General features: G+C 74.6%; 18 protein-coding genes. 13 read left to right on the forward strand and 5 right to left on the reverse strand.

Features of this window, described 5'->3' with window-relative positions:
- The coding region (locus tag AB0C21_RS30195) for a sodium:solute symporter family protein (RefSeq protein ID WP_500208768.1) at positions 1 to 1043 on the forward strand (1043 nt) is incomplete at its 5' end.
- 109 nt (positions 1044 to 1152) lie between these two features.
- Here AB0C21_RS30195 and AB0C21_RS30200 read toward each other — a convergent pair.
- The gene (locus AB0C21_RS30200) at positions 1153 to 1578 is read right to left on the reverse strand and encodes a limonene-1,2-epoxide hydrolase family protein (protein ID WP_500208769.1); all 426 of its coding nucleotides are present in this window, start codon (positions 1576 to 1578) and stop codon (positions 1153 to 1155) included.
- A 53-nt stretch (positions 1579 to 1631) separates the two neighbouring features.
- Between AB0C21_RS30200 and AB0C21_RS30205 the strand changes: the two genes are divergently transcribed.
- The 7 genes from AB0C21_RS30205 to AB0C21_RS30235 all read left to right on the forward strand — a co-directional run bounded on the left by AB0C21_RS30205 (position 1632) and on the right by AB0C21_RS30235 (position 9954).
- Entirely contained in the window at positions 1632 to 4718 is a 3087-nt protein-coding gene (locus AB0C21_RS30205) for an ATP-binding protein (protein WP_500208770.1), read from the forward strand.
- A 68-nt stretch (positions 4719 to 4786) separates the two neighbouring features.
- Positions 4787 to 6325, forward strand: a complete 1539-nt coding sequence (locus AB0C21_RS30210) for an MFS transporter (RefSeq protein ID WP_500208772.1) — start codon at positions 4787 to 4789, stop codon at positions 6323 to 6325.
- Between the two features lie 128 nt (positions 6326 to 6453).
- Positions 6454 to 7368: an SPFH domain-containing protein gene (locus AB0C21_RS30215; protein ID WP_500208773.1), complete on the forward strand. Its 915-nt coding sequence runs from the start codon at positions 6454 to 6456 to the stop codon at positions 7366 to 7368.
- Between the two features lie 12 nt (positions 7369 to 7380).
- Positions 7381 to 7620 (forward strand): type II toxin-antitoxin system antitoxin, encoded by a 240-nt coding sequence (locus tag AB0C21_RS30220; protein WP_149263590.1) that lies wholly within the window; start codon positions 7381 to 7383, stop codon positions 7618 to 7620.
- A gap of 2 nt (positions 7621 to 7622) precedes the next feature.
- Positions 7623 to 8249 carry a GOLPH3/VPS74 family protein gene (locus AB0C21_RS30225; RefSeq protein ID WP_500208775.1) on the forward strand — a complete coding sequence of 209 codons (627 nt, stop codon included), beginning with the start codon at positions 7623 to 7625 and terminating at the stop codon, positions 8247 to 8249.
- Between the two features lie 103 nt (positions 8250 to 8352).
- Complete coding sequence (locus tag AB0C21_RS30230; RefSeq protein WP_500208780.1) at positions 8353 to 9042, forward strand: lysophospholipid acyltransferase family protein; 690 nt, start codon at positions 8353 to 8355, stop codon at positions 9040 to 9042.
- 63 nt (positions 9043 to 9105) lie between these two features.
- Positions 9106 to 9954, forward strand: coding sequence for an ATP-binding protein (locus AB0C21_RS30235; RefSeq protein WP_500208781.1), 849 nt, complete (start codon positions 9106 to 9108; stop codon positions 9952 to 9954).
- Positions 9955 to 9957: 3 nt separating this feature from the next.
- On the opposite strand, the gene AB0C21_RS30240 is transcribed toward AB0C21_RS30235, so the two are convergent.
- Entirely contained in the window at positions 9958 to 11388 is a 1431-nt protein-coding gene (locus AB0C21_RS30240) for an MFS transporter (protein WP_500208782.1), read from the reverse strand.
- 107 nt (positions 11389 to 11495) lie between these two features.
- Here AB0C21_RS30240 and AB0C21_RS30245 point away from each other — a divergent pair, with 107 nt between their 5' ends.
- Positions 11496 to 12119, forward strand: coding sequence for a TetR/AcrR family transcriptional regulator (locus AB0C21_RS30245; RefSeq protein WP_500208783.1), 624 nt, complete (start codon positions 11496 to 11498; stop codon positions 12117 to 12119).
- Between the two features lie 88 nt (positions 12120 to 12207).
- Positions 12208 to 13449: an alpha/beta hydrolase family protein gene (locus tag AB0C21_RS30250; RefSeq protein WP_500208784.1), complete on the forward strand. Its 1242-nt coding sequence runs from the start codon at positions 12208 to 12210 to the stop codon at positions 13447 to 13449.
- Here the strand turns inward: AB0C21_RS30250 and AB0C21_RS30255 are convergent.
- Entirely contained in the window at positions 13439 to 14503 is a 1065-nt protein-coding gene (locus AB0C21_RS30255; protein ID WP_500208786.1) for a mechanosensitive ion channel family protein, read from the reverse strand. The genes AB0C21_RS30250 and AB0C21_RS30255 overlap by 11 nt on opposite strands.
- A gap of 162 nt (positions 14504 to 14665) precedes the next feature.
- Between AB0C21_RS30255 and AB0C21_RS30260 the strand changes: the two genes are divergently transcribed.
- Complete coding sequence (locus AB0C21_RS30260) at positions 14666 to 16330, forward strand: CocE/NonD family hydrolase (RefSeq protein ID WP_500208787.1); 1665 nt, start codon at positions 14666 to 14668, stop codon at positions 16328 to 16330.
- Here AB0C21_RS30260 and AB0C21_RS30265 read toward each other — a convergent pair.
- The gene (locus AB0C21_RS30265) at positions 16311 to 16766 is read right to left on the reverse strand and encodes a peroxiredoxin (RefSeq protein WP_500208788.1); all 456 of its coding nucleotides are present in this window, start codon (positions 16764 to 16766) and stop codon (positions 16311 to 16313) included. The genes AB0C21_RS30260 and AB0C21_RS30265 overlap by 20 nt on opposite strands.
- 9 nt (positions 16767 to 16775) lie before the next feature.
- Positions 16776 to 17384 (reverse strand): histone deacetylase, encoded by a 609-nt coding sequence (locus AB0C21_RS30270; protein WP_500208789.1) that lies wholly within the window; start codon positions 17382 to 17384, stop codon positions 16776 to 16778.
- 193 nt (positions 17385 to 17577) lie between these two features.
- Here AB0C21_RS30270 and AB0C21_RS30275 point away from each other — a divergent pair, with 193 nt between their 5' ends.
- Both AB0C21_RS30275 and AB0C21_RS30280 read left to right on the forward strand, forming a co-directional pair.
- The gene (locus AB0C21_RS30275; protein ID WP_500208791.1) at positions 17578 to 18801 is read left to right on the forward strand and encodes a glycosyltransferase; all 1224 of its coding nucleotides are present in this window, start codon (positions 17578 to 17580) and stop codon (positions 18799 to 18801) included.
- 101 nt (positions 18802 to 18902) lie between these two features.
- Positions 18903 to 21854 carry a helix-turn-helix transcriptional regulator gene (locus AB0C21_RS30280; RefSeq protein ID WP_500208792.1) on the forward strand — a complete coding sequence of 984 codons (2952 nt, stop codon included), beginning with the start codon at positions 18903 to 18905 and terminating at the stop codon, positions 21852 to 21854.
- Positions 21855 to 22191 lie beyond the last annotated feature (337 nt).

Here is a 22191-nt window from a genome sequence, read left to right on the forward strand (position 1 = left end):
TCAAGGACGTGCTGATCTACCTGGTCATCATCGTCGCGGTGCTGTACATCCCGGCCAAACTCGGCGGCTGGGGCGACATCTTCGACGCCGCCAAGACCAAGTTCGACAAGACCCCCGCGCCCGGCGACGGCATCACCATCGCCGGCAGCGGCCAGCTCAACTACGCCATGCTCGCGCTCGGCTCGGCGATGGCGCTGTTCCTCTACCCCCACAGCATCACCGGCGTGCTGGCCAGCCGCAGCCGAAACGTCATCAAGCGCAACATGGCCGCGCTGCCCGCCTACAGCTTCGTCCTCGGCCTGATCGCCCTGCTCGGCTACATGGCCATCGCCGCCGGCGTCAAACCGGTCAGCACCAACGGCAAACCCGACACCAACACCGTGGTCCCGCTGCTGTTCGACCACATGTTCCCCGACTGGTTCGCCGGCGTGGCGTTCGCCGCCGTCGGCATCGGCGCCCTGGTCCCGGCCGCGATCATGTCGATCGCCGCGGCGAACCTGTTCACCCGCAACATCTACAAGGAGTACATCAACCGGGACGCCACCGCGAAGCAGGAGGCCACGGTCAGCAAGCTGGTCTCGCTGATCGTCAAGGCGGGCGCGGTCGTGTGCATCCTCGCGCTCGACCCGCAGTTCTCCATCGACCTGCAGCTCATCGGCGGCGTCATCATCCTGCAGACCCTCCCGGCCGTCGGGCTCGGCCTGCTCACCCGCTGGTTCCACCGCGGCGCCCTCATCGCCGGCTGGGCCGCCGGCATGACCGCGGGCCTGTGGATGCTCTACCAGATCCCCAACCCCGCCAAGGGCAAGGAGCACTTCGGCGGCTCGGCCTACCCCCTCAGCGACCTCGGCCTGGACACCAAGATGGCGATCTACACCGGCATGCTCGCACTCGCCGTCAACGTGGTGGTCGCGATCGCCGGCACCCTGGTCTGCCGCGCCGCCAAGCTCGCCGACGGCGAGGACGCCACCCGCGCGGCGGACTACCTCGCCGACGAAGGCGACCCCAAGGTGAAGGAACTCGACCTGTCCGCTTCCACCTGACCCTCTCCCCGACCCAGCGGCCCGTGGCGGCGCTCCCGAGCGTCCGTCACGGGCCGCTCCCGCTCTCCCCCTCGGGCGTCAAGGAGGCAGGTCGACCGCTTAGCCGGAGTCACCGCGTGGTGGTCTTCGGGCGGGGGTTGAGGGCGGCGAGGAGGGCGCCGCCTAGGCCCTTGGCGGAGGCGGCCAGGAAGGTCGTCCAGTCGAAGTAGTCGCGCCACAGCGTGATGCGGTCGTCGTGGACCTCGAAGGTGCCGCAGACCCAGAACTCGGCGCGCCAGGAGCCCCTCTCCAGGACGTCGGTGCGCTCGGTGAGGACGACGGGGCCGTTCGCGGCGATGTTGCGGACGCGGGCCTCGAAGCCGGTGCCGTAGCGGGTCATGGCGCGCAGGGTCTTCTCGACCGCGTGGCTGCCGCGCGCGGGCGGGAGCGGGACGTTCTGGTAGACCATGCCCGGGGCGGCGTGGGTCATGGCGCGGTCGACGTCGAGGTCCTCGAGTGCGGACAGGAAGTCGGTGACGATCTCGATCTCGGTCATGGCGCGTCCCTCCGAAGGTCGGTGGAACCACCGTAATGCGGGAGAATCCTGGGATGCAGTTCGGCGTACTGGGACCCGTCGAGGTCCGGGCCGGCGAGGCCGCCGTGCCGGTGGGCGGGCCGCTGGTGCGGGCGTTGCTGGCGATGCTCCTCCTCGACGCGGGACGGATCGTCCCGACCGAGCGGCTCATCGACGGCCTGTACGGGGAGGACCCGCCGAGCGGGGCGGCCAACGCCCTGCAGTCGCAGGTGTCGCGCCTGCGGCGGGGGCTGGGCGACGCGGCGCTGGTCGAGGGGACGGCCGCCGGGTACCGGATCGCCGTGCGGCGGGAGGACGTCGACGTCCACCGGTTCCAGCGGCTCGTGGCCGACGCGAAGGCGGCCGGGCGGCACGAGGCGGCCGGGCTGCTCCGGGAGGCGCTCGGCCTGTGGCGGGGGCCCGCGCTGGCCGACGTGTCCGCGCCGTTCGCGGCCGGGCAGGCGGCGCGGCTGGAGGAGGAGCGGGCCTCGGCCGTCGAGGAGTACGGCGAGGCGATGCTCGCCGAGGACCCCGGCGCGGTGGTGCCGGTGCTGCGCGACCTGGTCGACGCGCAGCCGCTGCGGGAGCGGGCGCGGGCGCTGCTCATGCGGGCGCTGCACCGGAGCGGGCGGCAGGCCGAGGCGCTCGCGGTGTTCGAGGACGGCCGGACGGTACTGGCCGAGGAGCTCGGCGCCGACCCGTCGCGGGAACTGGCGGACGTCCACCTGGCGATCCTGCGCGGGGAGGCTCCGGCGGCCGTCCGGCCGAACCTGCCGGCGCAGCTCACGAGCTTCATCGGGCGGGAGGAGGAGCTGCGCCGCGTCGGGAAGATGCTCGCGGACGGGCGGCTCGTCACCCTGCTCGGGCCGGGCGGCGCGGGCAAGACGCGGCTGGCGATCGAGGCGGCGGGGCGGTACGGCGGCGAGGCGTGCTTCGCCGACCTCGCGCCCGTCGCCGGGGGCGAGGTGGCGAACGCGGTGCTCGCGGCGCTCGGGCTGCGCGAGGGCGGGATGCGGCCGATGCCCGGCGAGCAGCCGCCGGACGCGGTGGAGCGGCTGGTCACGGCGTTGGAGGGGCGGCGGGCCCTGCTCGTCCTGGACAACTGCGAGCACGTCGTCGCGCCCGTGGCGGAGCTGACGCACCGGCTGCTGAGCGCGTGCCCGGAGCTGCGGGTGCTGGCGACCAGCCGGGAGGCCCTCGCGATCACGGGTGAGGCGTTGCGGCCGTTGCCGCCGCTGAAGGTCCCGCCCGTCGACGCGCGCCCGGAGGAGCTGCCCGGCTATCCGGCCGTGCGGCTGTTCCTGGACCGGGCCGAAGCGGTGCGGCCGGGTTTCGCGGTGGACGGGGCCAACGCCGCGGCCGTCCTCGCGATCTGCCGGGCGCTGGACGGGCTGCCGCTGGCGATCGAGCTGGCGGCGGCGCGGCTCAGGTCGCTGCCGGTGGCGGAGGTCGCGACGCGGCTGGACGACCGGTTCCGGCTGCTGTCGCGCGGCAACCGGACGGCGCCGCGGCGCCACCAGACGCTCCGGGCGGTCGTGGAGTGGAGCTGGGACCTGCTGGACGAGGCGGAGCAGACCCTCGCGCGGCGGCTGACGGTGTTCGCCGGGGCGTTCACGCTGGAGGCGGCGATGGGCGTGTGCGGCCTGGACGACGCCGACGACCTGCTGGTGGAGCTGGCCGACAAGTCGCTGGTGCAGAGCGACGGGTCCCGGTACCGGATGCTCGACACCGTGCGGGCGTTCTGCGCCGAGCGGCTCGCCGCGGCCGGTGAGGCGGAACGCTTCGAACGGGCCCACGCCGAGTACTTCGCCGACCTCGCCCGCCGCGCGGAGCCCCACCTGCGGGGCGCCGGCCAGCTGGAGTGGCTGGGGCTGCTGGCCGCCGACCACGGGAACCTGCACGCGGCGCTGCGGCGGTGCACGCGCGCCGACCCGGTGCTGGCGCTCCGGCTCATGGCGCCGCTGTCGTGGTACTGGTGGCTGCGGGGACGCGTCGAGGGCGCGCCGCTGGCGTCGGAGCTGCTGGACGTGGTCGGCACCGATCCGCCGGAGGGGCTCGGCGAGGAGTACGTCCTGTGCGTCACGAACGCGGTGTCGGGCGGTGCCACGGGCGAGCGCGCGGTGGCGTGGCTCGACCGGGCCGCGGAGCTGCTGCGCGGTATCGACGGTCCGGTGCGGTACCCGGCGGTCATCGTGCTGTGGGCGCTGACCGCGGGGCCCGAGCGCACCGACCACGAGGTCTTCCAGAGGCAGGTCGGGGACGAGCCGTGGACCCGCGCGCTGCTGCGGATGAGCGACGGGTTCCTCGCCCAGTTCAGCGGCGACCTGGCCGAGACGGAGCGTGCGTGCGAGGAGGCGGTGCGCGGGTTCCGGGCCTGCGGTGACCGCTGGGGCACCGCCAACTCGCTCGACCCGCTCGCCCAGCTCGCCGACCGGCGCGGCGACCGGGAGCGGGCCCTCGCTCTGCTGGACGAGGCCCTGGAGCTGGTCGGCGAGCTCGGCGCGCTGGAGGACACCGCCGACCTGCTCTACCAGCGCGCCGCCGTCCACGTCCACGCCGGCGACCTGGACGCGGCGCGGGCGGACTACGAGCGCGGCGTCGAGCTGGCCCGCCGGGCCGGCACCCCCGACAAGATCGCCGGGGGGTGCAAGGGGCTCGGCGACGTCGCGCGGCTGCGCGGGGACGCCGCCGAGGCGCGCCGGATGTACGAGGCGGCGGTGACCGGCTACTCCTCCGAGCGCTTCATCGCCGCCGGCGTGCGGGGCGCGGCGCTGGTCGGGCTCGGCTGGCTCGCGGCGGACGAGGGCGACGCCGCACGGGCCGGGGCCCTGCTGCGCGAGGCGGTCGACATGTCGTTCGACCACCCGATCTTCGGCTACCAGGCGGACGCGGCGGTCGCCCTGGCGGGCCTGGCCGCACGGGACGGGGACGGGGAGCGCGCCGCACTGCTCCTCGGCGCGGCCATGGCGCTGCGGGGCGTCGAGGCGGCGGGCGACCCCGACACCGAGCGCGTCACGTCGCAGGCCCGGGCCCTCCTCGGCGGCGACGCCTACGAGGCGGCCCACACCCGGGGCGCCGCCCTCCCCCGCGAGAAGGCCCTCGCCCTGCTCACCGGCGGCTGACCGGGCGGCGCCGGCGCCGTCAGCGGACGGTGCGCGGACGGTCAGCGCGGCCCGCGAACCTCACGGGCATGAACTCCTCAGCCCGCAAGTGGGGCACCTTCGCGATCTGCCTCCTCGTCGCCCTCGTGCCGAACATCGACCTGACCGCGCTGAACCAGGCCGTCCCGCACCTGTCGGCGGACCTGCACCCCTCGGCCACGCAGATCCTGTGGATCGCCGACGCCTACGGGTTCGCGCTCGCCGGCCTGCTGATCACCATGGGCGGCGTCGGCGACCGCATCGGCCACAAGAGGCTGCTGCTGATCGGGACGGCGGTGTTCGCCGCCGCGTCCGCCGTGACCGCCTACGCGCCGAGCGCCGAACTGCTGATCGCGGCCCGCGCGCTGCTCGGGGTCGCCGGGGCGACGCTCATGCCGTCCTGCCTGTCGCTGCTGCGGCGCGCGTTCACCGAGCCGAAGGAGCGGACGATGGCGGTCGGCGCGTTCAGCGGCGTCGCCGGGCTCGCGGTCGGGCTCGGCCCCGTCATCGGCGGCGCCCTGCTCGACCACTTCTGGTGGGGCTCCGTCTTCATGATCAACGTGCCGCTGATGGCGGTGGCGTTCGTCGCCGGCGCGGCCGTGCTGCCCGAGTCGCGGGGCCCCGTGCCCGGCCGCCTCGACCTGCTCAGCGTGCCGCTGTCGGTGCTCGGCGTCCTCGGCCTCGTCTACGCGATCAAGGAGGCCGCCGCGCACGGCGTGGACGAGCTCCAGGTCCCGGTCGCGGCGCTGGTCGGCGCCGTCTCGCTCGCCGCGTTCCTCGTCCGGCAGACCCGCGCGGCCGAGCCGCTGATCGACGTCCGGCTGTTCCGCCGCGCCGCGTTCACCGGGTCCATCGGCACCAACATGTTCGCGATGTTCGCCCTGGTCGCCCAGTCGCTGATCTTCTCGCTGTTCTTCCAGCTCGCGCTCGGCTGGTCGCCGCTGAAGGCGGGCCTGGCGGGCCTGCCCGGCGCCGCGGGCGCCATGATCGGCGGCGCCGCGCTCGCCCCGCCGCTCATCGGCGCGCTCGGCCGCGCCCGCGTCGTCGCGCTGGGCATGCTGGTCTCCGCCGGCGGCTTCGCCCTCTTCACGACGATCGGCCTGCACACCTCCTACTGGGCGATGGTCCCCGCGATGCTGCTGTCCGGCATCGGGATGGGGCTCGCGATGACGGTCACCGCCGACACCGTCCTCGCGTCGGTCCCGAAGGACCGCTCCGGCGCCGCGTCCGCGATCTCCGAGACGGCCACCGAACTCGGCGGCGCGCTCGGCATGGCCGTCCTCGGCAGCGTCCTGAACGCGGTGTACCGGAACGTCCTGGACCTGCCCGCCGGCGTCCCCGCCCCGGCCGCCTCCGCCGCCCGCGACTCCCTCGGCGCCGCGCTCCAGACGGCCGCGAACCTGCCCGGCACCCTCGCCGCCCAGGTCGCCGCCGCCGCCCGCGACGCCTTCGTGGACGGCATGCACGCCGCCCTCACCTGCAGCGCCGGCTTCGCCGTCCTGGTCGCGGCCTTCGCCCTGATCACCCTCCGGAACGTCCCCAAGGTGATCCCCGAAACCGAGGAGCCCGAGCTCGTCTCGGCCCACTGACCGCCGTGGCCCCGCCCGGACGACGGGCGGGATCACGGTGTGCCCGGAAGGTCCCGGCCGTTTCCCCGGACCGGAAAATGTGATATCACTTTGCTATGTCGGTGATAACTCGGGAGAGGGAGGAACGGATGGGGGACGCGGCGGCGGGGGTGGAGATGCCACGGCCGAAGATCAGTGAGTGGGCGGCGGCGGACCGGAGCGGGTGGGGGATGCTCGGGGGTGCGCTGCTGCTGGTCCTGGCGGGAGCGGCGGCGGTGGTCGCCGGGGTGCTGGTCGGCGGGGCCGCCGCCTTCTCGGCGGGGGTCGTGGTCGGGTCGCTGCTGGGGGTGGCCGGGCTGGTCGTCTCGGTGGGGCTGACGCCGGTGGCGCCCGGTGAGGCGCGGGTGCTGCAACTGCTCGGGCGGTACAAGGGGACGGTGCGCACCGACGGGCTGCGGTGGGTGAACCCGCTGACGGAGCGGCGCAAGGTGTCGACGCGGATCCGCAACCACGAGACCGGGCTCGCGAAGGTCAACGACCTGGACGGGAACCCGATCGAGATCTCGGCCGTGGTGGTGTGGCAGGTGGCCGACACCGCGCGGGCCGTGTTCGAGGTGGACGACTTCGTGGAGTTCGTGGCGTTCCAGACCGAGGCCGCCGTCCGGCACATCGCGGGCAGCTTCCCCTATGACGCCCACGACCGGACCTCGCTGCGCGACAATGCCGACGAGATCACCGGGCAGTTGTCGGAGGAGCTGGCGCAGCGGGTCGCGTCCGCCGGCGTGAAGATCATCGAGTCGCGGATCACCCGGCTGGCGTACGCGCCGGAGATCGCGCAGGCGATGCTGCGCCGGCAGCAGGCGGGCGCGGTGGTGGCGGCGCGGCAGCGGATCGTGGAGGGCGCGGTCGGGATGGTGCAGCTCGCGCTCGACCGGCTGGACGAGGAGAACGTGGTCGACCTGGACGAGGAGCGCAAGGCGGCGATGGTCAGCAACCTGCTGGTGGTGCTGTGCGCCGACCGGGACGCCCAGCCGGTGGTCAACACCGGCTCGCTCTACCAGTGACCGCGGCGACCGGTGGCGGAGCGCAAGAAGATCCTGCTGCGGCTCGACCCGGCCGTGCACGACGCGCTGGCGCGGTGGGCCGGGGACGAGCTGCGCAGCACCAACGCGCAGATCGAGTTCCTGCTGCGCAAGGCGCTCGCGGACGCGGGGCGGATGCCCGGGTCGGCGGGACGGATGCGGAGGCCCGGGCGGCCGCGCAAGGCCCGGGACGATGACGAGGGAAGCCCGCCGGAGGGCGGGGGCGAGGACTAGCCATGGTCGATGTTCCGGACTCGCTGCCGGCGCGGATGTACCTGCTGGCGTACGACCTGCGCAAGCAGCGGATGACCAGGGGCGGCGCGCGGCTCGGCTACGTGCTGCGCGCCGCCGCGCTGACCGAGCTGTACCTGGACGGGCGGCTCGGCGAGGAGCGGCGCAGGCCCGTCCCGGGAACGCCGGGCGACGACCCGTACGGCGTGCTGGCGCAGATCGCGGCGTCGCGGCCCCGGTCGTGGCAGCACTGGGTGCGCAAGGACGCCCGGGCCATCGTGCCGGCGGTGCGCGGCGAGCTGGTGCGCGGCGGCTGGATCAGGGTCCGCTCGCGCAGGGTCCTCGGCCTGTTCCCGCGCGACGAGGTCACCGTGAAGGACCCCCGGGTGGTGAAGGCGCTGTGGGGCGGGGCGTCGTCGGCGCTGCGGGGGCGTCCGGTGGCGCACGTGAACAGCTACGACGCCGCGGCGGTGGCGCTGGCGGCGGCGGGCGAGCTGAAGACCGTCCTGCCGGGGGCGGACCGGCGGCGGCACCGGCGGCGGATCGACGAGCTGACGGCGCGGACCGGGCCGGCGGCGGTCGCGGTCCGCAAGCTGGTCCGGCAGCTGAACGCGGCCGCCGCCGGGGGCTGACCCGCGGGGCGGGGCAAGTGCGGGTTCCTACAAGATCCCGGACGCCGAACTTGTATCGGGCGCCAACGGCGGCGGTACGGCGCGCACCATAGCCTGCTCGGACATGGACCCCGAACGCCTGATCTATCCCCTCATGAAGCATGTGGTCATGGGACCCGCGATGCGCGTCGCGTTCCTGCCGAGCGTGCGCGGCCTGCGGCACGTCCCGCGGATCGGGCCGGTGATCCTCGCGGCGAACCACCTGGCGTTCCTCGACTCGTTCGTGCTGCCGCTGATGGTGCCGCGGCGGGTCCACTTCCTCGGCAAGCACGAGTACTTCACCGGGACGGGCCTGCGGGGCCGCGCCACCGCGACGTTCTTCCGCAGCGTCGGCGCCATCGCGGTCGACCGGTCCGGCGGGCGGGCCGCGCTCGACGCGCTGGAGACCTCGGCGGCGGTGCTGGAGGGCGGCGGCGTGTTCGCGATCCACCCCGAGGGCACGCGGTCGCCGGACGGGCGGCTCTACCGCGGCCGGACGGGCGTGGCGCGCCTGGCGATGCGTACCGGGGCGCCCGTCGTCCCGGTGGCGATCGAGGGGACCGACAAGGTGCAGCCCCGGGGGCAGGCCGTCCCTCGGCCGGGCCGGATCGGGCTGCGCATCGGCGCGCCGATGGACTTCCGCGACCGGGACAAGGGCGTGCCGCGCGGCCGGGCGGCCCGGGAGGTCACCGACGAGATCATGGAGGCGATCCAGCGGCTGTCGGGCCAGGAGTACGTGGACGAGTACGCGCCGAGGCCCGCCGACCCGCGCTGACCGTCCGTCCCATGTTTCATCGCGGCCGGTGGGGCACGATTCATGGGGACGGATGGAGATGATGTGGAAATCACCATGGACCTCGTGCTTCCGCGGGACGTGGCCAGCGTTCCGGCGACGCGAAAGCTCCTGGACGCGGCGCTCGCCGCGCTCGGTGTCGAGGGCCACATCCGCGACGACATCGAGATGATGCTGACCGAGGCGTGCACCAACGTGATCAAGCACGCCGAGCACGGGGCGGACTACACCGTGCGGGCGATGATCCAGGACCGGCGCTGCGTGATCAAGGTGATCGACTCCGGCACGGGGTTCGACGCCGCGCGCTTCGCGCCGCCCGACCCGTCCGCGGAGAACGGGCGCGGACTGATGATCATGCGGGCGCTGGCCGACGACGTCCGGTTCGCCTCGTTCCCCGAGGACGGGGCGCTGGTCGCGCTGGAGAAGCGCCTCACCTACGGGGAGGACAGCCTGGGCGGGCTCCTCACCGCCGACAGCGAGCTCCCCCTCGGGGACGGCTCCCGGCCCGGTTCCGACGAGGTCGCGAGGCGGCTGTTCGAGATGGCGCGCGCCGGCGACACGCGGGGGATCCTGTCCCACGTGGACGCCGGGGTGCCGGTGAACCTGTCCGACCACCGGGGCGAGACCCTGCTCATGCACGCGGCCTGCCACGGGCATCCGGAGACCGTCCGGGCGCTCACGCTGCGCGGCGCCGACCCCGACCGGGCCAACGACCTCGGCCACCGGCCGCTCGCGGGCGCGGTGTTCAAGCGGGAGACCGAGGTCGTGCGGGCCCTGCTGGAGGCGGGGGCCGACCCGCTGGCGGGGTCGCCGTCGGCCGCCGACACCGCGCGGCTGGTCGGCGACACCGAGCTGCTCGCCTGGTTCGAGGAGGTCGCTCCCCCGCCCGCGTGAGCCTCAGCGCCGGACGCGCAGCACGACCAGCGCCACCAGCAGCGCGGCGGCGGCGAAGGCCGCGCCGGTCGCGAACGCCGCGTCCATCCCGTCGACGGTCCCCGCGAGGCCGCGGCCGGACGAGGAGGACCCGTAGGCCGTCACCATGACGGCCGAGCCGAGCGACCCGCCCGACCACAGCATGGTCTGCGCGACCCCCGCCGCCGCACCCGACTGCTCCGGCTCGACGCTGCCCAGGATCGTCGCGTTCAGCGGCAGGATCGACAGCCCGCCGCCCGCCCCCATCAGGACGAACGGCGCCAGCAGCGCGCCGGCGTAGCCGTCCCCCGGCGACAGCAGCGACAGCCACAGCAGCCCGGCGCCGACGAGGAGCGTCCCGGCGACGACGAGCGGGCGGGCGCCGAGGCGGGCCAGCAGCCGCGGCGCGGTCCGCACGACGAGGAACTGCATCCCCACCATCGGCAGGAACGCGGCGCCGGCGCGCAGCGGCCCGTAGCCGAGCACCTGCTGCAGGTACTGGGTGAGGAAGAAGAACGAGCCGAACATGGCGGCCGCCAGGCACAGCTGGGTCAGGTAGGACGCGGCGCGGTCGCGGCCCGTCAGCAGCCACAGCGGCATGACCGGGCTGCCGGCGCGGTACTCCACCGCCACGAAGGCGGCGAGCAGGGCGGCCGCCGCCCCGAACGCCGCGACCGCCCGGCCGTCGCCCCAGTCGTCGGACCCGACCCGGATCAGCGCGTAGACGAGGGCGGTCATGCCGGTCGTGGACACGACGGCGCCGAGCACGTCGAAGCGGCCGGGGCGGCGCGGCGTCTCGGTGAGGACGCGCGGCGCGGCCAGGGCCAGCGCCAGGCCGACCGGGACGTTCACGAAGAACACCCAGCGCCAGGACCCGGCCTCGGTCAGCACCCCGCCGACGATCATGCCGACGGCGGCACCCGCGCCGGTCACCGCGGAGAAGACGCTCAGCGCGCGGACGCGGGCCGCGCCCGCGAAGTTCGTGGCGATCAGCGCCATCGCGCTCGGCGCGGCGACGGCGGCGGCGACGCCCTGGGCGGCGCGGGCGGCCAGCAGCCACCAGCCCGCCTCCGCGAGCCCGCCGGCCAGCGACGCGGCGGTGAACAGCACGATCCCGGCGGTGAAGGCGCGGCGGCGCCCGAACACGTCCCCGGCGCGCCCGCCGAGCAGGAGCAGGCCGCCGAATGCGAGCATGTAGGAGTTCTGGATCCAGGCGAGGCCCCCGGTGGTCAGGCCGAGGCCCGCCCGGACGTCCGGGAGCGCGATGGTGACGACGGAGGTGTCCAGGCCGATCATGAGCTGGCAGCCGACGATGACGGCGAGGACGGTTCCTGCACGATGATGGAGGGGCGGCGCGGCGGCGCCGGGAGGTGTCGACTCCCGGGGTGCGGCCGTCCGCCCGTGGGCTGCGGTCAAGGGGAACCTCTCCGAAAATAAGGAACGGCGACGTACACTATGTGGGGAACGTACCACCGATGCGCACGAAAGAGAACGCTAGCGTTCACTATTTTCGGGATCGTGCCGTGACTCCTGCGAACCTCGGGAACCCGAAGGCCGCCGCGACCGACGCGGCGCCCGCGACCCGGCGCCGCGGCGGCGACCTGGAGGCGGCGATCTTCGACGCCGTGTTCGCCCAGCTGGAGGCGGTCGGCTACCGCGGGCTGACCATGGAGGGCGTCGCGAACGGCGCCCGCACCGGCAAGGCCGCGCTCTATCGGCGCTGGCGGTCCAAGGACGAGCTGATCACCGACGCGCTCAAGCACGCCCTGCCCGAACCGCCGACCGCGCCGGCGACCGGCTCGGTGCGCGAGGACATGCTCCAGATCCTGGGCTGCCTGCGCGACACGCTGATCGCCTGCCGCGGCGCCGCGTTCCGGGTGCTGAAGACGGAGAGCGACGAGGGGATGGGCCTCGTCCACGACGTCGTGCGCGACCGGCTGTCCAGGCCCGTCCGCGAACTGCTCTACGAGGCGCTCCAGGAGGCCGCCGCTCGCGGGGAGATCCGGCCGGACGCCGCGACCCGGCTGATCTCGGACGTCGGCCCGTCCGTGATGGTGTACCGGAACCTCACCGAGGGCGGCCCGATCACCGACGACGACCTGGCGACGCTCGTCGACGAGGTGCTGATGCCGATCGTCCGGCCCTGACGAGAGCTCCGGCCCTGACGAAAGTCGGGGGCCGCGGCGGCCGTTCGTCCATGACCGGGAGGGGGGCCGCGGCCGCGAGGCTGCGGGGATGCGATCACCTGTCTCCCGCCGCCTGCTCCCGGCCGCGGCCGTCCTTCCGCTCGTCCTGACCGCGTGCGGCGCCTCCGCCCACGCGGTGAAGACCGCCGGCACCGCGCCCGCGACGTTCGAACTGCCCCGCCCCACCGGCCCGCACCGGGCCGTCGGGACGACCGAGCTGCACCTCGTGGACGCCGGGCGCCCCGACCCGTGGGTGCCCGGCCGGACCCGCGAGCTGATGGTCGGCGTCTGGTACCCGGCCGCGCGGGCCTCGGGGCCGGCGGCGCCCTACCTGCGGCCCGGGGTCGCGCGGGCGCTCTCCCAGGTCGACGCGCTCGGCGTGTTCAAGGCCGGGACGGTCGACTGGGCGGCCACCCGCACCCACGCCGCGGAAGGCGCCCCCGCCGACGCGCGCCGCGCGAGGCCCGTCGTGCTGTACTCCCCCGGGTTCGGCGTCCCACGCGCGCTCGGCACCACGCTCGCCGAGGAGCTGGCCAGCCGCGGGTACGTGGTGGTGACCGTGGACCACACCTACGAGACGGCCCCGGTCGAGTTCCCCGGCGGGCGCGTCGAGCCGCAGCGCCTGCCGCCGCAGGGCCCCGAACGGCTGAGGACCGCGCTGGACGCGCGCGTGAAGGACACCCGGCTGGTCCTCGACCGGCTCGCCGCCCTGCGAGGCGGCCGCAACCCCGACGCCGAGGGGCGGGCCCTCCCCCGCGGTCTCGGCCGGACGCTCGACCTGTCCCGGGTGGGCATGGTCGGGCACTCCGCGGGCGGCATCGAGGCGGCCGAGGCCATGCGCACCGACCGGCGCGTGGACGCGGGCATCGACATGGACGGCACCATGCAGTACGCGGAGAACGACTTCGTGGAGGTCGCCGAGACCGGGCTCGACCGCCCGTTCATGCTGATGGGGGCCGCCACGGGCGGCTCCCCGCAGACGCACCTGACCAGCCCGTCCTGGGGCTCGTTCTGGAGCCGCTCGACCGGGTGGAAGCGGGACCTGAACGTGCCCGCCGCGAGCCACTACTCCTACACCGACGTCCAGTCCGTCCTGCCGGCGCTGGACGAGAAGCTCGACATTCCGGCCGAGCAGCGGGCCGCCCTCGTCGGGACGGTCGATCCGGCCCGGATGACGGCGTCGCTCCGGGCCTACGTCACGGCGTTCTTCGACCGGGCGCTGCGCGGGCGGCACCGCCCGGTCCTCGACCGCCCGTCGGCCCGCCACCCCGACGTCCGGTTCATCGGCTGACCAGGCCGTGCGTCCCCTCGCCGTCGGGCAGGATGAGCTGGCGGCGGGGGTAGGGCATCTCGATGCCCTCCTTGGCGAAGCGGCGGTGCAGCCGCTTGACGAACTCGTGCTTCAGGCGGAACTGGTCGCCGAACTCGTCGGTCCGCAGGATCACGGTGAAGCCGATCGACGAGTCGCCGAAGGTGTGGAACCGCACGAGGGTCTCGGCGTCCTTCACGCCGCCCTGAACCTCGTTCATGACCTCCTGGCCGACCTCGACGACCACGCTCTCGACGCGTTCCAGGTCGCTCTCGTAGGCCACGCGGGCCTGGATCAGCAGCGACATGTCCTCGGCGGGGCGGTGGTAGTTGGTGAGGATCGTGTCGGAGAACCGCTGGTTCGGGATGACCTCGATGTTGTCCGACAAGGTGCGGATGGAGGTGTTGCGCCAGTTGATGTCGACGACGTACCCCTCCTGGCCGCTGCTCAGCTTGATGTAGTCGCCCGGCTCGATCGTCTTGGACGCCAGGACGTGCACGCCCGCGAAGAGGTTGGCCAGTGTGTCCTGGAGGGCGAGCGCGACCGCGAGGCCGCCCACGCCCAGGGCGCCGAGCAGCGGCGAGATCGAGATCCCGAGGCTCTGGAGCATCACCAGGATGCCGACGCACATCACCACGACCCGGGTGATGTTGGCGAAGATCGTCACGTTCGCCGCGACGCCCTGCCGGGCCAGCGCGATCGAGGTGACCGAGCCCGCGATCAGGCGGGCCATCGCCAGCGACACGACGAGGATGGCGGTGGCCGTGAGCACCTTCGCGGTCACGTCCAGCGTGCCCCGGGGCAGTTCCAGCACCTTGGCCGCGCCCCACAGGCCGAGGAGCACCGAGACCGGCACCGCGAGGTCCTTGACCAGGCGGGCGGCCAGGTCGTCCCACGCCCAGCGGGTGTCGCCCGCCCGCCGGAACAGCCTGCCGGTCAGCAGCCGCAGGATCACCGCGATCCCGACCGCGATCACCAGCACGGCGACCGCGGCCGCCCCTCGCTGCCAGCTCAGATCGCCCAGGTGAACACCCATGACGCGGAAGATTCCTCCTCTGTCCGGCGGCTGCGCCGCATGCAAAAGGTCCGTTTTGCGGAGTTAGCGTCCACGATCGTAGTGAAGACCGGGGGCGCTGCGAGGCACATCACGGGACATGTGACTGCAAGGCCCGCGGACCTGCCGGTTACGATCGATCAAGTGGTGAGTGTGGGAGTGATGCGCCGGCTCGGGGTCACGGCGCTGGGACTGCGGAACGGCCCCCACCGGGTGACGGTCGAGCGGGACCTGGAGGTGCCCGCCGCCGACGGCGTGACGCTGCTGGCCGACCGGTACTCGCCCGCCGACGTCGAGCGGGCGCCGACGGTGCTGGTCCGCTCGCCCTACGGGCGGCGCGGGCCGTTCGGACTCATGTGCGGGCAGGGGTTCGCCTCGCACGGCTTCCAGGCCGTGGTGCAGAGCGTGCGCGGCGGCTTCGGGTCCGGCGGCGTCTTCGAGGCGCTGGACGAGCGCGAGGACGGGCTCGCCACCATCGAGTGGCTGAGGTCGCAGCCGTGGTTCGGCGGCACGTTCGCCATGCACGGCCCGAGCTACCTCGGCTACGTCCAGTGGGCCGTCGCCGCCGAGGCCGGGCCCGAACTGAAGGCGCTGTCGATGCAGGTCACGGCGTCCACCTTCCGGGACGCCGTCAACGTCGGCGGCACGTTCGCGCTGGAGTCGGCGCTCATCTGGGTCGACCTGACCGCGCGGATGAAGAACTCCCTGTCGGGCATCACGACCGGCATCATGTCGCCGCGCCGCGCCCGCCGCGCCACGCTCTCGGGACGCCCGCTGGCCGAACTCGACCGGCTCGCGACCGGCGGGCAGCAGCGGTTCTTCCAGGACCTGCTGGTCAACGGCCCCGACACCCCGTTCTGGGACAAGCGCGACTTCAGCACCACCGTCTCGCACGTCACCGCGCCGGTGAACATGACGGGCGGCTGGTACGACATCTTCCTGCCGTGGCAGATGAAGGACTACGCGGCCCTCCGCGCGGCCGGCCGGCGCCCCTACCTGACGATCGGCCCCTGGTTCCACGCCGACCAGCGCATGATGCGCGGCTCGGTCAACGACTCCATCGCATGGTTCCGGGCCCACCTGCTGGACGACCCGTCCGGGCTCCGCGCGCAGCCCGTCCGGCTCTTCGTCACCGGCGCGGACGAGTGGCGCGAGTTCCCCGACTGGCCCGTCCCCGGCATGCGCGAGGAGCGCTGGCACCTGCAGCCGGCGGGCGCGCTGTCCCCCGGCGAGCCGCCGGAGTCGGAGCCCGACTCCTACCGCTACGACCCGAACCACCCGACGCCGTTCCTCGGCGGGCCCACTCTGCTCGGTGAGACGCACCCGTCCACCGACCAGCGGCGCCTGGAGCGCCGCCGGGACGTGCTGACCTACACCTCGGGCGTCCTGGACGAGGACCTGGAGGTCATCGGCCCGGTCACCGCCGACCTGCACATCCGCTCGAACCGCGAGCACACCGACTTCGTCGTGCGGCTCTGCGACGTCACGCCCGAGGGCGAGTCCCTCAACCTCTGCGAGGGCATGCGCCGCCTCGTCCCCGGCTCCCCGGAGCCGGGGGAGGACGGCGTCCGCCGCGTCGCCGTCGAGCTCTGGCCGGTCGGCCACCGCTTCCGCCGCGGCCACCGCGTCCGCGTGCAGGTGGCCAGCGGCGCCTACCCCCGCGTGGCCCGCAACCCCGGCACCGGCGCCCCCATCGGCACGGCCACCGAGATGCTCACCGCGGACCAGGAGATCTTCCACGCGCCCGGCCACCCGTCCGCGATCACGCTGCCGGTCGTCTCCGGCGAGGTCAGCCCCGACGGGCCCTGAGCGCCTCCAGGGCCTTGTCGGCGTGGGCGTTCATGCGGATCTCGCTCCTGACCACCGCGAGGACGCGGCGGTCGGTGTCGATCACGAACGTCTGGCGCTTGGTCGGCATGAGGGCCAGGGACCGCTTGACGCCGAAACGCGCGCGGACCTCTCCGGACGGGTCGGACAGCAGCGGGTAGCCGAGCGAGTGCGCGTCGGCGAACTCCTTCTGCTTGGCGACCGGGTCGGCGCTGATGCCCACCGGGTGGGCGCCCGCCTCCGCGAGCTCGGCGACCAGGTCGCGGAAGTGGCAGGCCTCGGCGGTGCAGCCGGGGGTCATGGCCGCCGGGTAGAAGAACAGGACGACGGGGCCCTTCGCCAGCAGGCCGGTCAGGCTGCGCACCTCGCCCGTCTCGTCGGGGAGTTCGAAGTCGTCGACGACGTCACCGGGGTTCATGGCTCGAACCTAGCCGAGGAGGGCGGAGACCTCCCCGGGGGCCCAGTGGCCGCGCGCGCCGGGACGGGCGGCGAGGTAGGCGCCGGCGCGGGCGGCGGACCAGCCGTGCGCCTCGCGCAGGCCGCGGCCGAGCATCGCCAGGTAGGGGGCGGTGGGCGCGTTCGGAGGGTGCGGCTCGGGCGAGGTGAAGGTGAGCATGGGGCGGCCGCCGAGCTCCCCCACCTTGAGGACGGTCTCGTAGCGCCCGGGGCCGAGGCGCTGGCGGCCGCGGGCGAGGGCCTCGCCGAGGTCGTGGTCGGCCCCGACGCCGCGGCGCATCTCCTGGGACAGGACGTCGCAGAACTGGCGGCGGGTGAGCAGGTAGGCGCGGGCCGCGGCGCGCCCGGGGAGGTCCGGGTCGTAGAAGGCCATGCCGCCGCCCCAGGTCAGGGACGTCAGCGCGAAGTAGATGCCGCCGGGGACCGTGACCGGGCGCTCGGCGCGGGCGGGCCGGGGGTCGCGGCAGCCCGTGTAGTGGCGGGCCCCGCCGCTCGGCCGCCCGCCGGCCAGGTAGCAGCGGAACCTGTCCCGGAACAGGTTCGAGCCGTACGCCACGTACCAGATCGGTTCGTCGTCCATCTCTCCCAGTATCGCCGCAGGTGAGCCGCTCGCGGAGGGGCACGGAGGTAGGTATTCCGTTTCGTCGGGTTTGACGAACAGGAGGGAGGGATAGGAAACTGTCCGAGCAGGTGTCTACGACGCAGATACCTCCGAGCTTCCCCTGTGTAGTCCCGGAGGATCCGTCATGCATCGCCCGCTTCACATTGCTCTGGTGTCCGCCTCCGACCTCGACGGCGAGCACCTGCAGTCAGTCCACGTCCGGGATCTCGCTCGTTCGCTGACCCGTCCGCTCGTCGCCGACGGTGAGCCGAACCAGGTCACGGTCTACACGCGCCGCCAGGACAGGTCCGCCCGCGGCCGCGTCCGGCTCGCCCAGGGCGCCGCCCTGGTGCACCTCGACGCGGGGCCGGCCCGCCCGCTGTCCGACGACGAGCTGCTCCAGCACCTTCGCGACTTCGCCGACGGGCTGCGCCGCCGCTGGTCCGGCTCGGCGCGCCCCGACATCGTGCACGCGCACGGCTGGATCGGCGGCCTGGCCGCCTGCGCCGTCGCCCGCGAGCTCGGCATCCCGTTCGTCCAGAGCTACCACGGCGTCGCCGCCGTCGAGCGGCAGGCCGGACGCCAGGTCCACCCCCACCGCGACCGCCTGGAGAAGGCCATCGGGCGCGACGCCGACCTGGTCCTCGCCGGGCACACCGAGGAGGCCTCCGCGGTCGTGCGGATGGGCGTCCCGCGGCCGTCGGTCGCCGTCGTCCCCTACGGCGTCGACTCCGAGCTGTTCAGCCAGGTCGGCCCCGCGATGCCGCACGGCGGCCGAGCCCGCCTCGTGATGGTCGTCGACGACCTCGGCGCCGAGGTCGAGACCGCGATGCGCGCCCTGGTGCACGTCCCCGACGCCGAGCTGGCCGTCGCGGGCGGCCCGGAGCGCGAGGACCTGGAGCAGGACGCGGGCGTCCACCGGCTGCGGATGCTCGCCAAGGAGCTGCACGTCGCCGACCGGGTCATCCTCCTCGGGCGGCTGCCCCGCAAGTCGCTGCCGAAGCTGCTGCGCACCGCCGCCCTCGCGCTGTCCCTGGCCCCGCTCCAGCCGTCCCCGACGGCGCCGCTGGAGGCCATGGCCTGCGGCGTCCCCGTGGTGGCGACCCCGGCCGGCGGCAACGCCGACGAGGTCCTCGACCACATCACCGGCATCCACGTCCCGCCGGGGCGCCCGGTCGTGATCGGGCGGGCCGTCCGGCAGCTGCTGTCCGAGGAGACCACGCTGCACGGCTACTCCATCGCCGCCGGCGACCGCGCCCGCTCCCGCTACTCGCTGGAGCGGATCGCCGCCGAGACGCTCCGGGCGTACCTGAAGGTGCTGCCCGTCCCCGAGCCCGCCGCCGAGGAGGACGAGGCGGAGCAGGAGAGCGCCAAGGCCCCCGCCCTCGCGAGCTGACGCGCACCGTCCCCACGGGCCCCGGACCCTCCTCGGATCCGGGGCCCGTCCACGTCCCCCGGGGTGGGATACTCGACCGGGATGACCAGAAGGGGCAGTTCGTGCTGATCGGCAGGGCGGCGGAACTCGCCGAGCTGACCGCCGCGCTGGACCGCGCCGCGGCGGGCAGCGCCGGCGTCGTGCTCGTCAGCGGGGACGCGGGGGTCGGCAAGACGCACCTGGTGTCCGCGCTCACCGCCGCCGCCCAGGTCCGCGACTGCACGGTGCTCGTCGGGCAGTGCGCCGAGCTGGGCGAGAGCATGCCGTACCTGCCGCTCACCGACGCGCTGTGGGCGGCCGCGCACGCCGGGAAGGCGGAGTCGGAGAAGCTGTGCGCCGCGCTCGACGCCCGGCCCGCGCTCGCGCGCCTGCTGCCGGACGGCGAGGGAGGTCCCGGCGCGGGCTCCGAGCTCGGCCAGCAGCAGCTGTTCGGCGCGGTGCTCGGCCTGCTCGGGGAGCTGGGCGACGACCGTCCCGTCCTGCTCGTCCTGGAGGACCTGCACTGGGCCGACCGGTCGACGCGGCACCTGCTGACGTTCCTCAGCCGCGTCCTGCAGCGCGAGCGGGTCTGCCTCGTCGGCACGTACCGGTCCGACGACCTGCACCGGCGGCATCCGCTGCGGCCCGTCGTCGCGGAGCTGCTGCGGCTGCCGAACGTCACGGGGGTCGAGGTCCGCCCGTTCGGGCCGGGCGAGACCGCCCAGTACCTCGCCGAGCTGGCGCACGGGTCCGCCCCGGTCACGGCGCGGACCGTCGAGCGGGTGCACCGCCGGTCGGAGGGCAACCCCTTCTACGCGGCCGAGCTGTACTCCTCGGGCCTGGACGTCGAGGACGACGGGGCGGCCGGGCTGCCGTCCGCGCTCGCCGACCTGCTGCTGTCGCGGATCGAGCGGCTCTCGGACGCGGGCCAGCGCGTGCTGCGGGTCGCGGCCGTCGCGGGCCGCCGCGTCGACGACGAGCTGGTCCGCCGCGTGTCGGGGCTGGACGAGGCGACCGTCGGCGAGGCGCTGCGCGAGGTGGTGTCGCACCAGCTGCTCGTCCCGTCCGGCGCCGGGTACACGTTCCGGCACGCGCTGCTGCGGGAGGCCGTCTACGGCGACCTGCTGCCCGGCGAGCGGACCCGGCTGCACGCCGACTTCGCCCGGCTCCTCGCCGGCCTCCCGGACGGCACGCGCGGGTCGGCCGCCGAGCTGGCGCACCACAGCCTCGCCGCGCACGACCTGCCCGCCGCGTTCGCCGCCTCCGTCCGGGCGGGCCGCGAGGCCGACCGCCTCGCCGCGCCGGCCGAGGCCTACGAGCACTATGACCGGGCGCTGGAGCTGTGGGACGCCGTCCCGGACCCGGAGGCCGCGGCGGGCACGGACCGGATGCGGCTGTCGCTGGCGGCCGCCCAGGCGTCCGCGCGGGCCGGCGAGCTGCGGCGGGCGGTGCACCGGCTGCGCCGGATGGTCGCCTCGGCCGATCCCGCCGACGTGCGGCTCGGCTGCCTGATGCGCGAGCACCTGGCCGCCTACCTCGGCGACCTCGACGAGGACAGGGAGTCGCAGGCGGTGGCGCGGGAGGCGGTCGCGATGCTGCCGGCCGACCCGCCGACCGTGGAGCGCGCCGGCGCGCTCGCCACCTACGCCCGGACGCTGATGTACCGGGACCCGGACGGGGAGATGCCCGGGTTCGCCGAGCGCGCGATCGAGACCGCGCGCCGGGCGGGGGCCCCGGGCGCCGAGGCCAGCCTGCTGGTCACGCTCGGCGTGTACCGCGAGTCGCGGGAGGCCGGCACCGGAGTCTCCGAGCTGTTCGCCCGCGCCCACGAGCTGGCCGCGGCGGCCGGCGACAGCTCCATGATCGCGATGCGGGCGCTGTTCCACCACGCCCGGTCGAAGTTCGACCGCGGCGACCTCGCGGGCGCGGTCCGCGCCGCCGACGAGGGCGTGAAGTACGCGGTGGACAACGGGATCGTCTGGAGCACGTTCGGCATCGTGCTGCGGTGCCTGCGGTACCTCGTCCACTACACGTCGGGGAACTGGGCGGAGGCGGAGCGGCTCGCCGACGATTTCACGGTGCAGGTCGTGCGGACGCCCGAGGCGCAGGTGTCGGCGTACGCCCTGTTCCTGGAGGTCGCGCAAGGCGCCCCCACGGTCGAGGAGCGGCTGCGCTGGATCGCTCCACTGTGGGGCCAGGACGGGTTCCTCAACTACCTCGCCCGGGGGCTCGCCGCCGAGCACGCGCTTTGGCGCGGCGACCCGGACACGGCGGCCGAGCACGTCCGCGACGTCTTCGACACCATCTACGTCGACACGATCGGGGCGATCCGCGTGGCGGCGACCGGGCTGTGGGCGGAGGCGGACCGGGCGGCCCGCGCCCGCGCCGCCGGCGACGAGGAGGCGCTGCGGGCGGCGCGGGAGGCCGGCGACGCGCTCCTGCGGGTCGCGCGCAGCGTCGTGGCGGTCAACGTCGACGGGCGGCCCCGTACCTGGCTCGGCTGGGAGGGGCAGGGCTGGCTGGCCCGCGCCGAGGCCGAGCGCCGCCGCCTGGACGGCGTCCACGACGTCGACCTGTGGCGCAGGACGGCCGACCTGTTCACCTACGGCGACGCGGACGGCGGGTTCGTCTACGAGGTGGCGCGGTCGCGTTGGCGGCTGGCGGAGGCCCTCGCCGAGAACGGGGACCGGGACGAGGCCGCCGTGCAGTGGCGGGCGGCCGTGCAGGCCGCCGAGCGGCTCGGCGCGAAGCCGCTGCTGGGCGCGCTGCGCGACCTCGGCGCCCGCGCCCGGCTCGGGACCGGCCGCGCGGGGGCCGCGGCCCGGACCGGCCCGGCCGGCCCGCTCGCCTCCCTCACGGGGCGGGAGCGGGAGGTGCTGAAGCTCGTCGCCGAGGGCCGCAACAACCGGGAGATCGCGGCGGCGCTGTTCATCTCCCCCAAGACGGCGAGTGTGCACGTGTCGAACATCCTCGGCAAGCTGAGCGTCTCCAGCCGCACGCAGGCCGCCGCCATCGCCCATCGCGAAGGAATCTGATCTTGCAATGGCGGCCCGGGCGCCGCTAATCTGCTTTTCGTGACTGCCGGGTCGGCCATGGGCCACGAGCGAGTGAGGTTCCCGGCCTCCGAGTGAGGCCGGCGCGGGCCCGAGGCCCGCCTTTCCACTCCCCCTCTTTCTTACTTTCCGCGCGAGCGGCGCGCTGCGCTCCCAGCGAGCCGCGCCCTGCCTTCCGCGCGCATAACGCTACGTCGTCAGGCATGCCCGCGTCTTCGGCATGCCTGAACCCGCCTTTCTCAAGCCACGGCCGCATGCCCCTTTCCGTGGCTTATTCGCCATGCCCGAAAACAGCCATGCCCGAAATCGGTACAGGAGA

The organism is Spirillospora sp. NPDC049024 (assembly GCF_040649235.1).
In the GTDB taxonomy this organism is placed as follows: Bacteria; Actinomycetota; Actinomycetes; order Streptosporangiales; family Streptosporangiaceae; genus Spirillospora.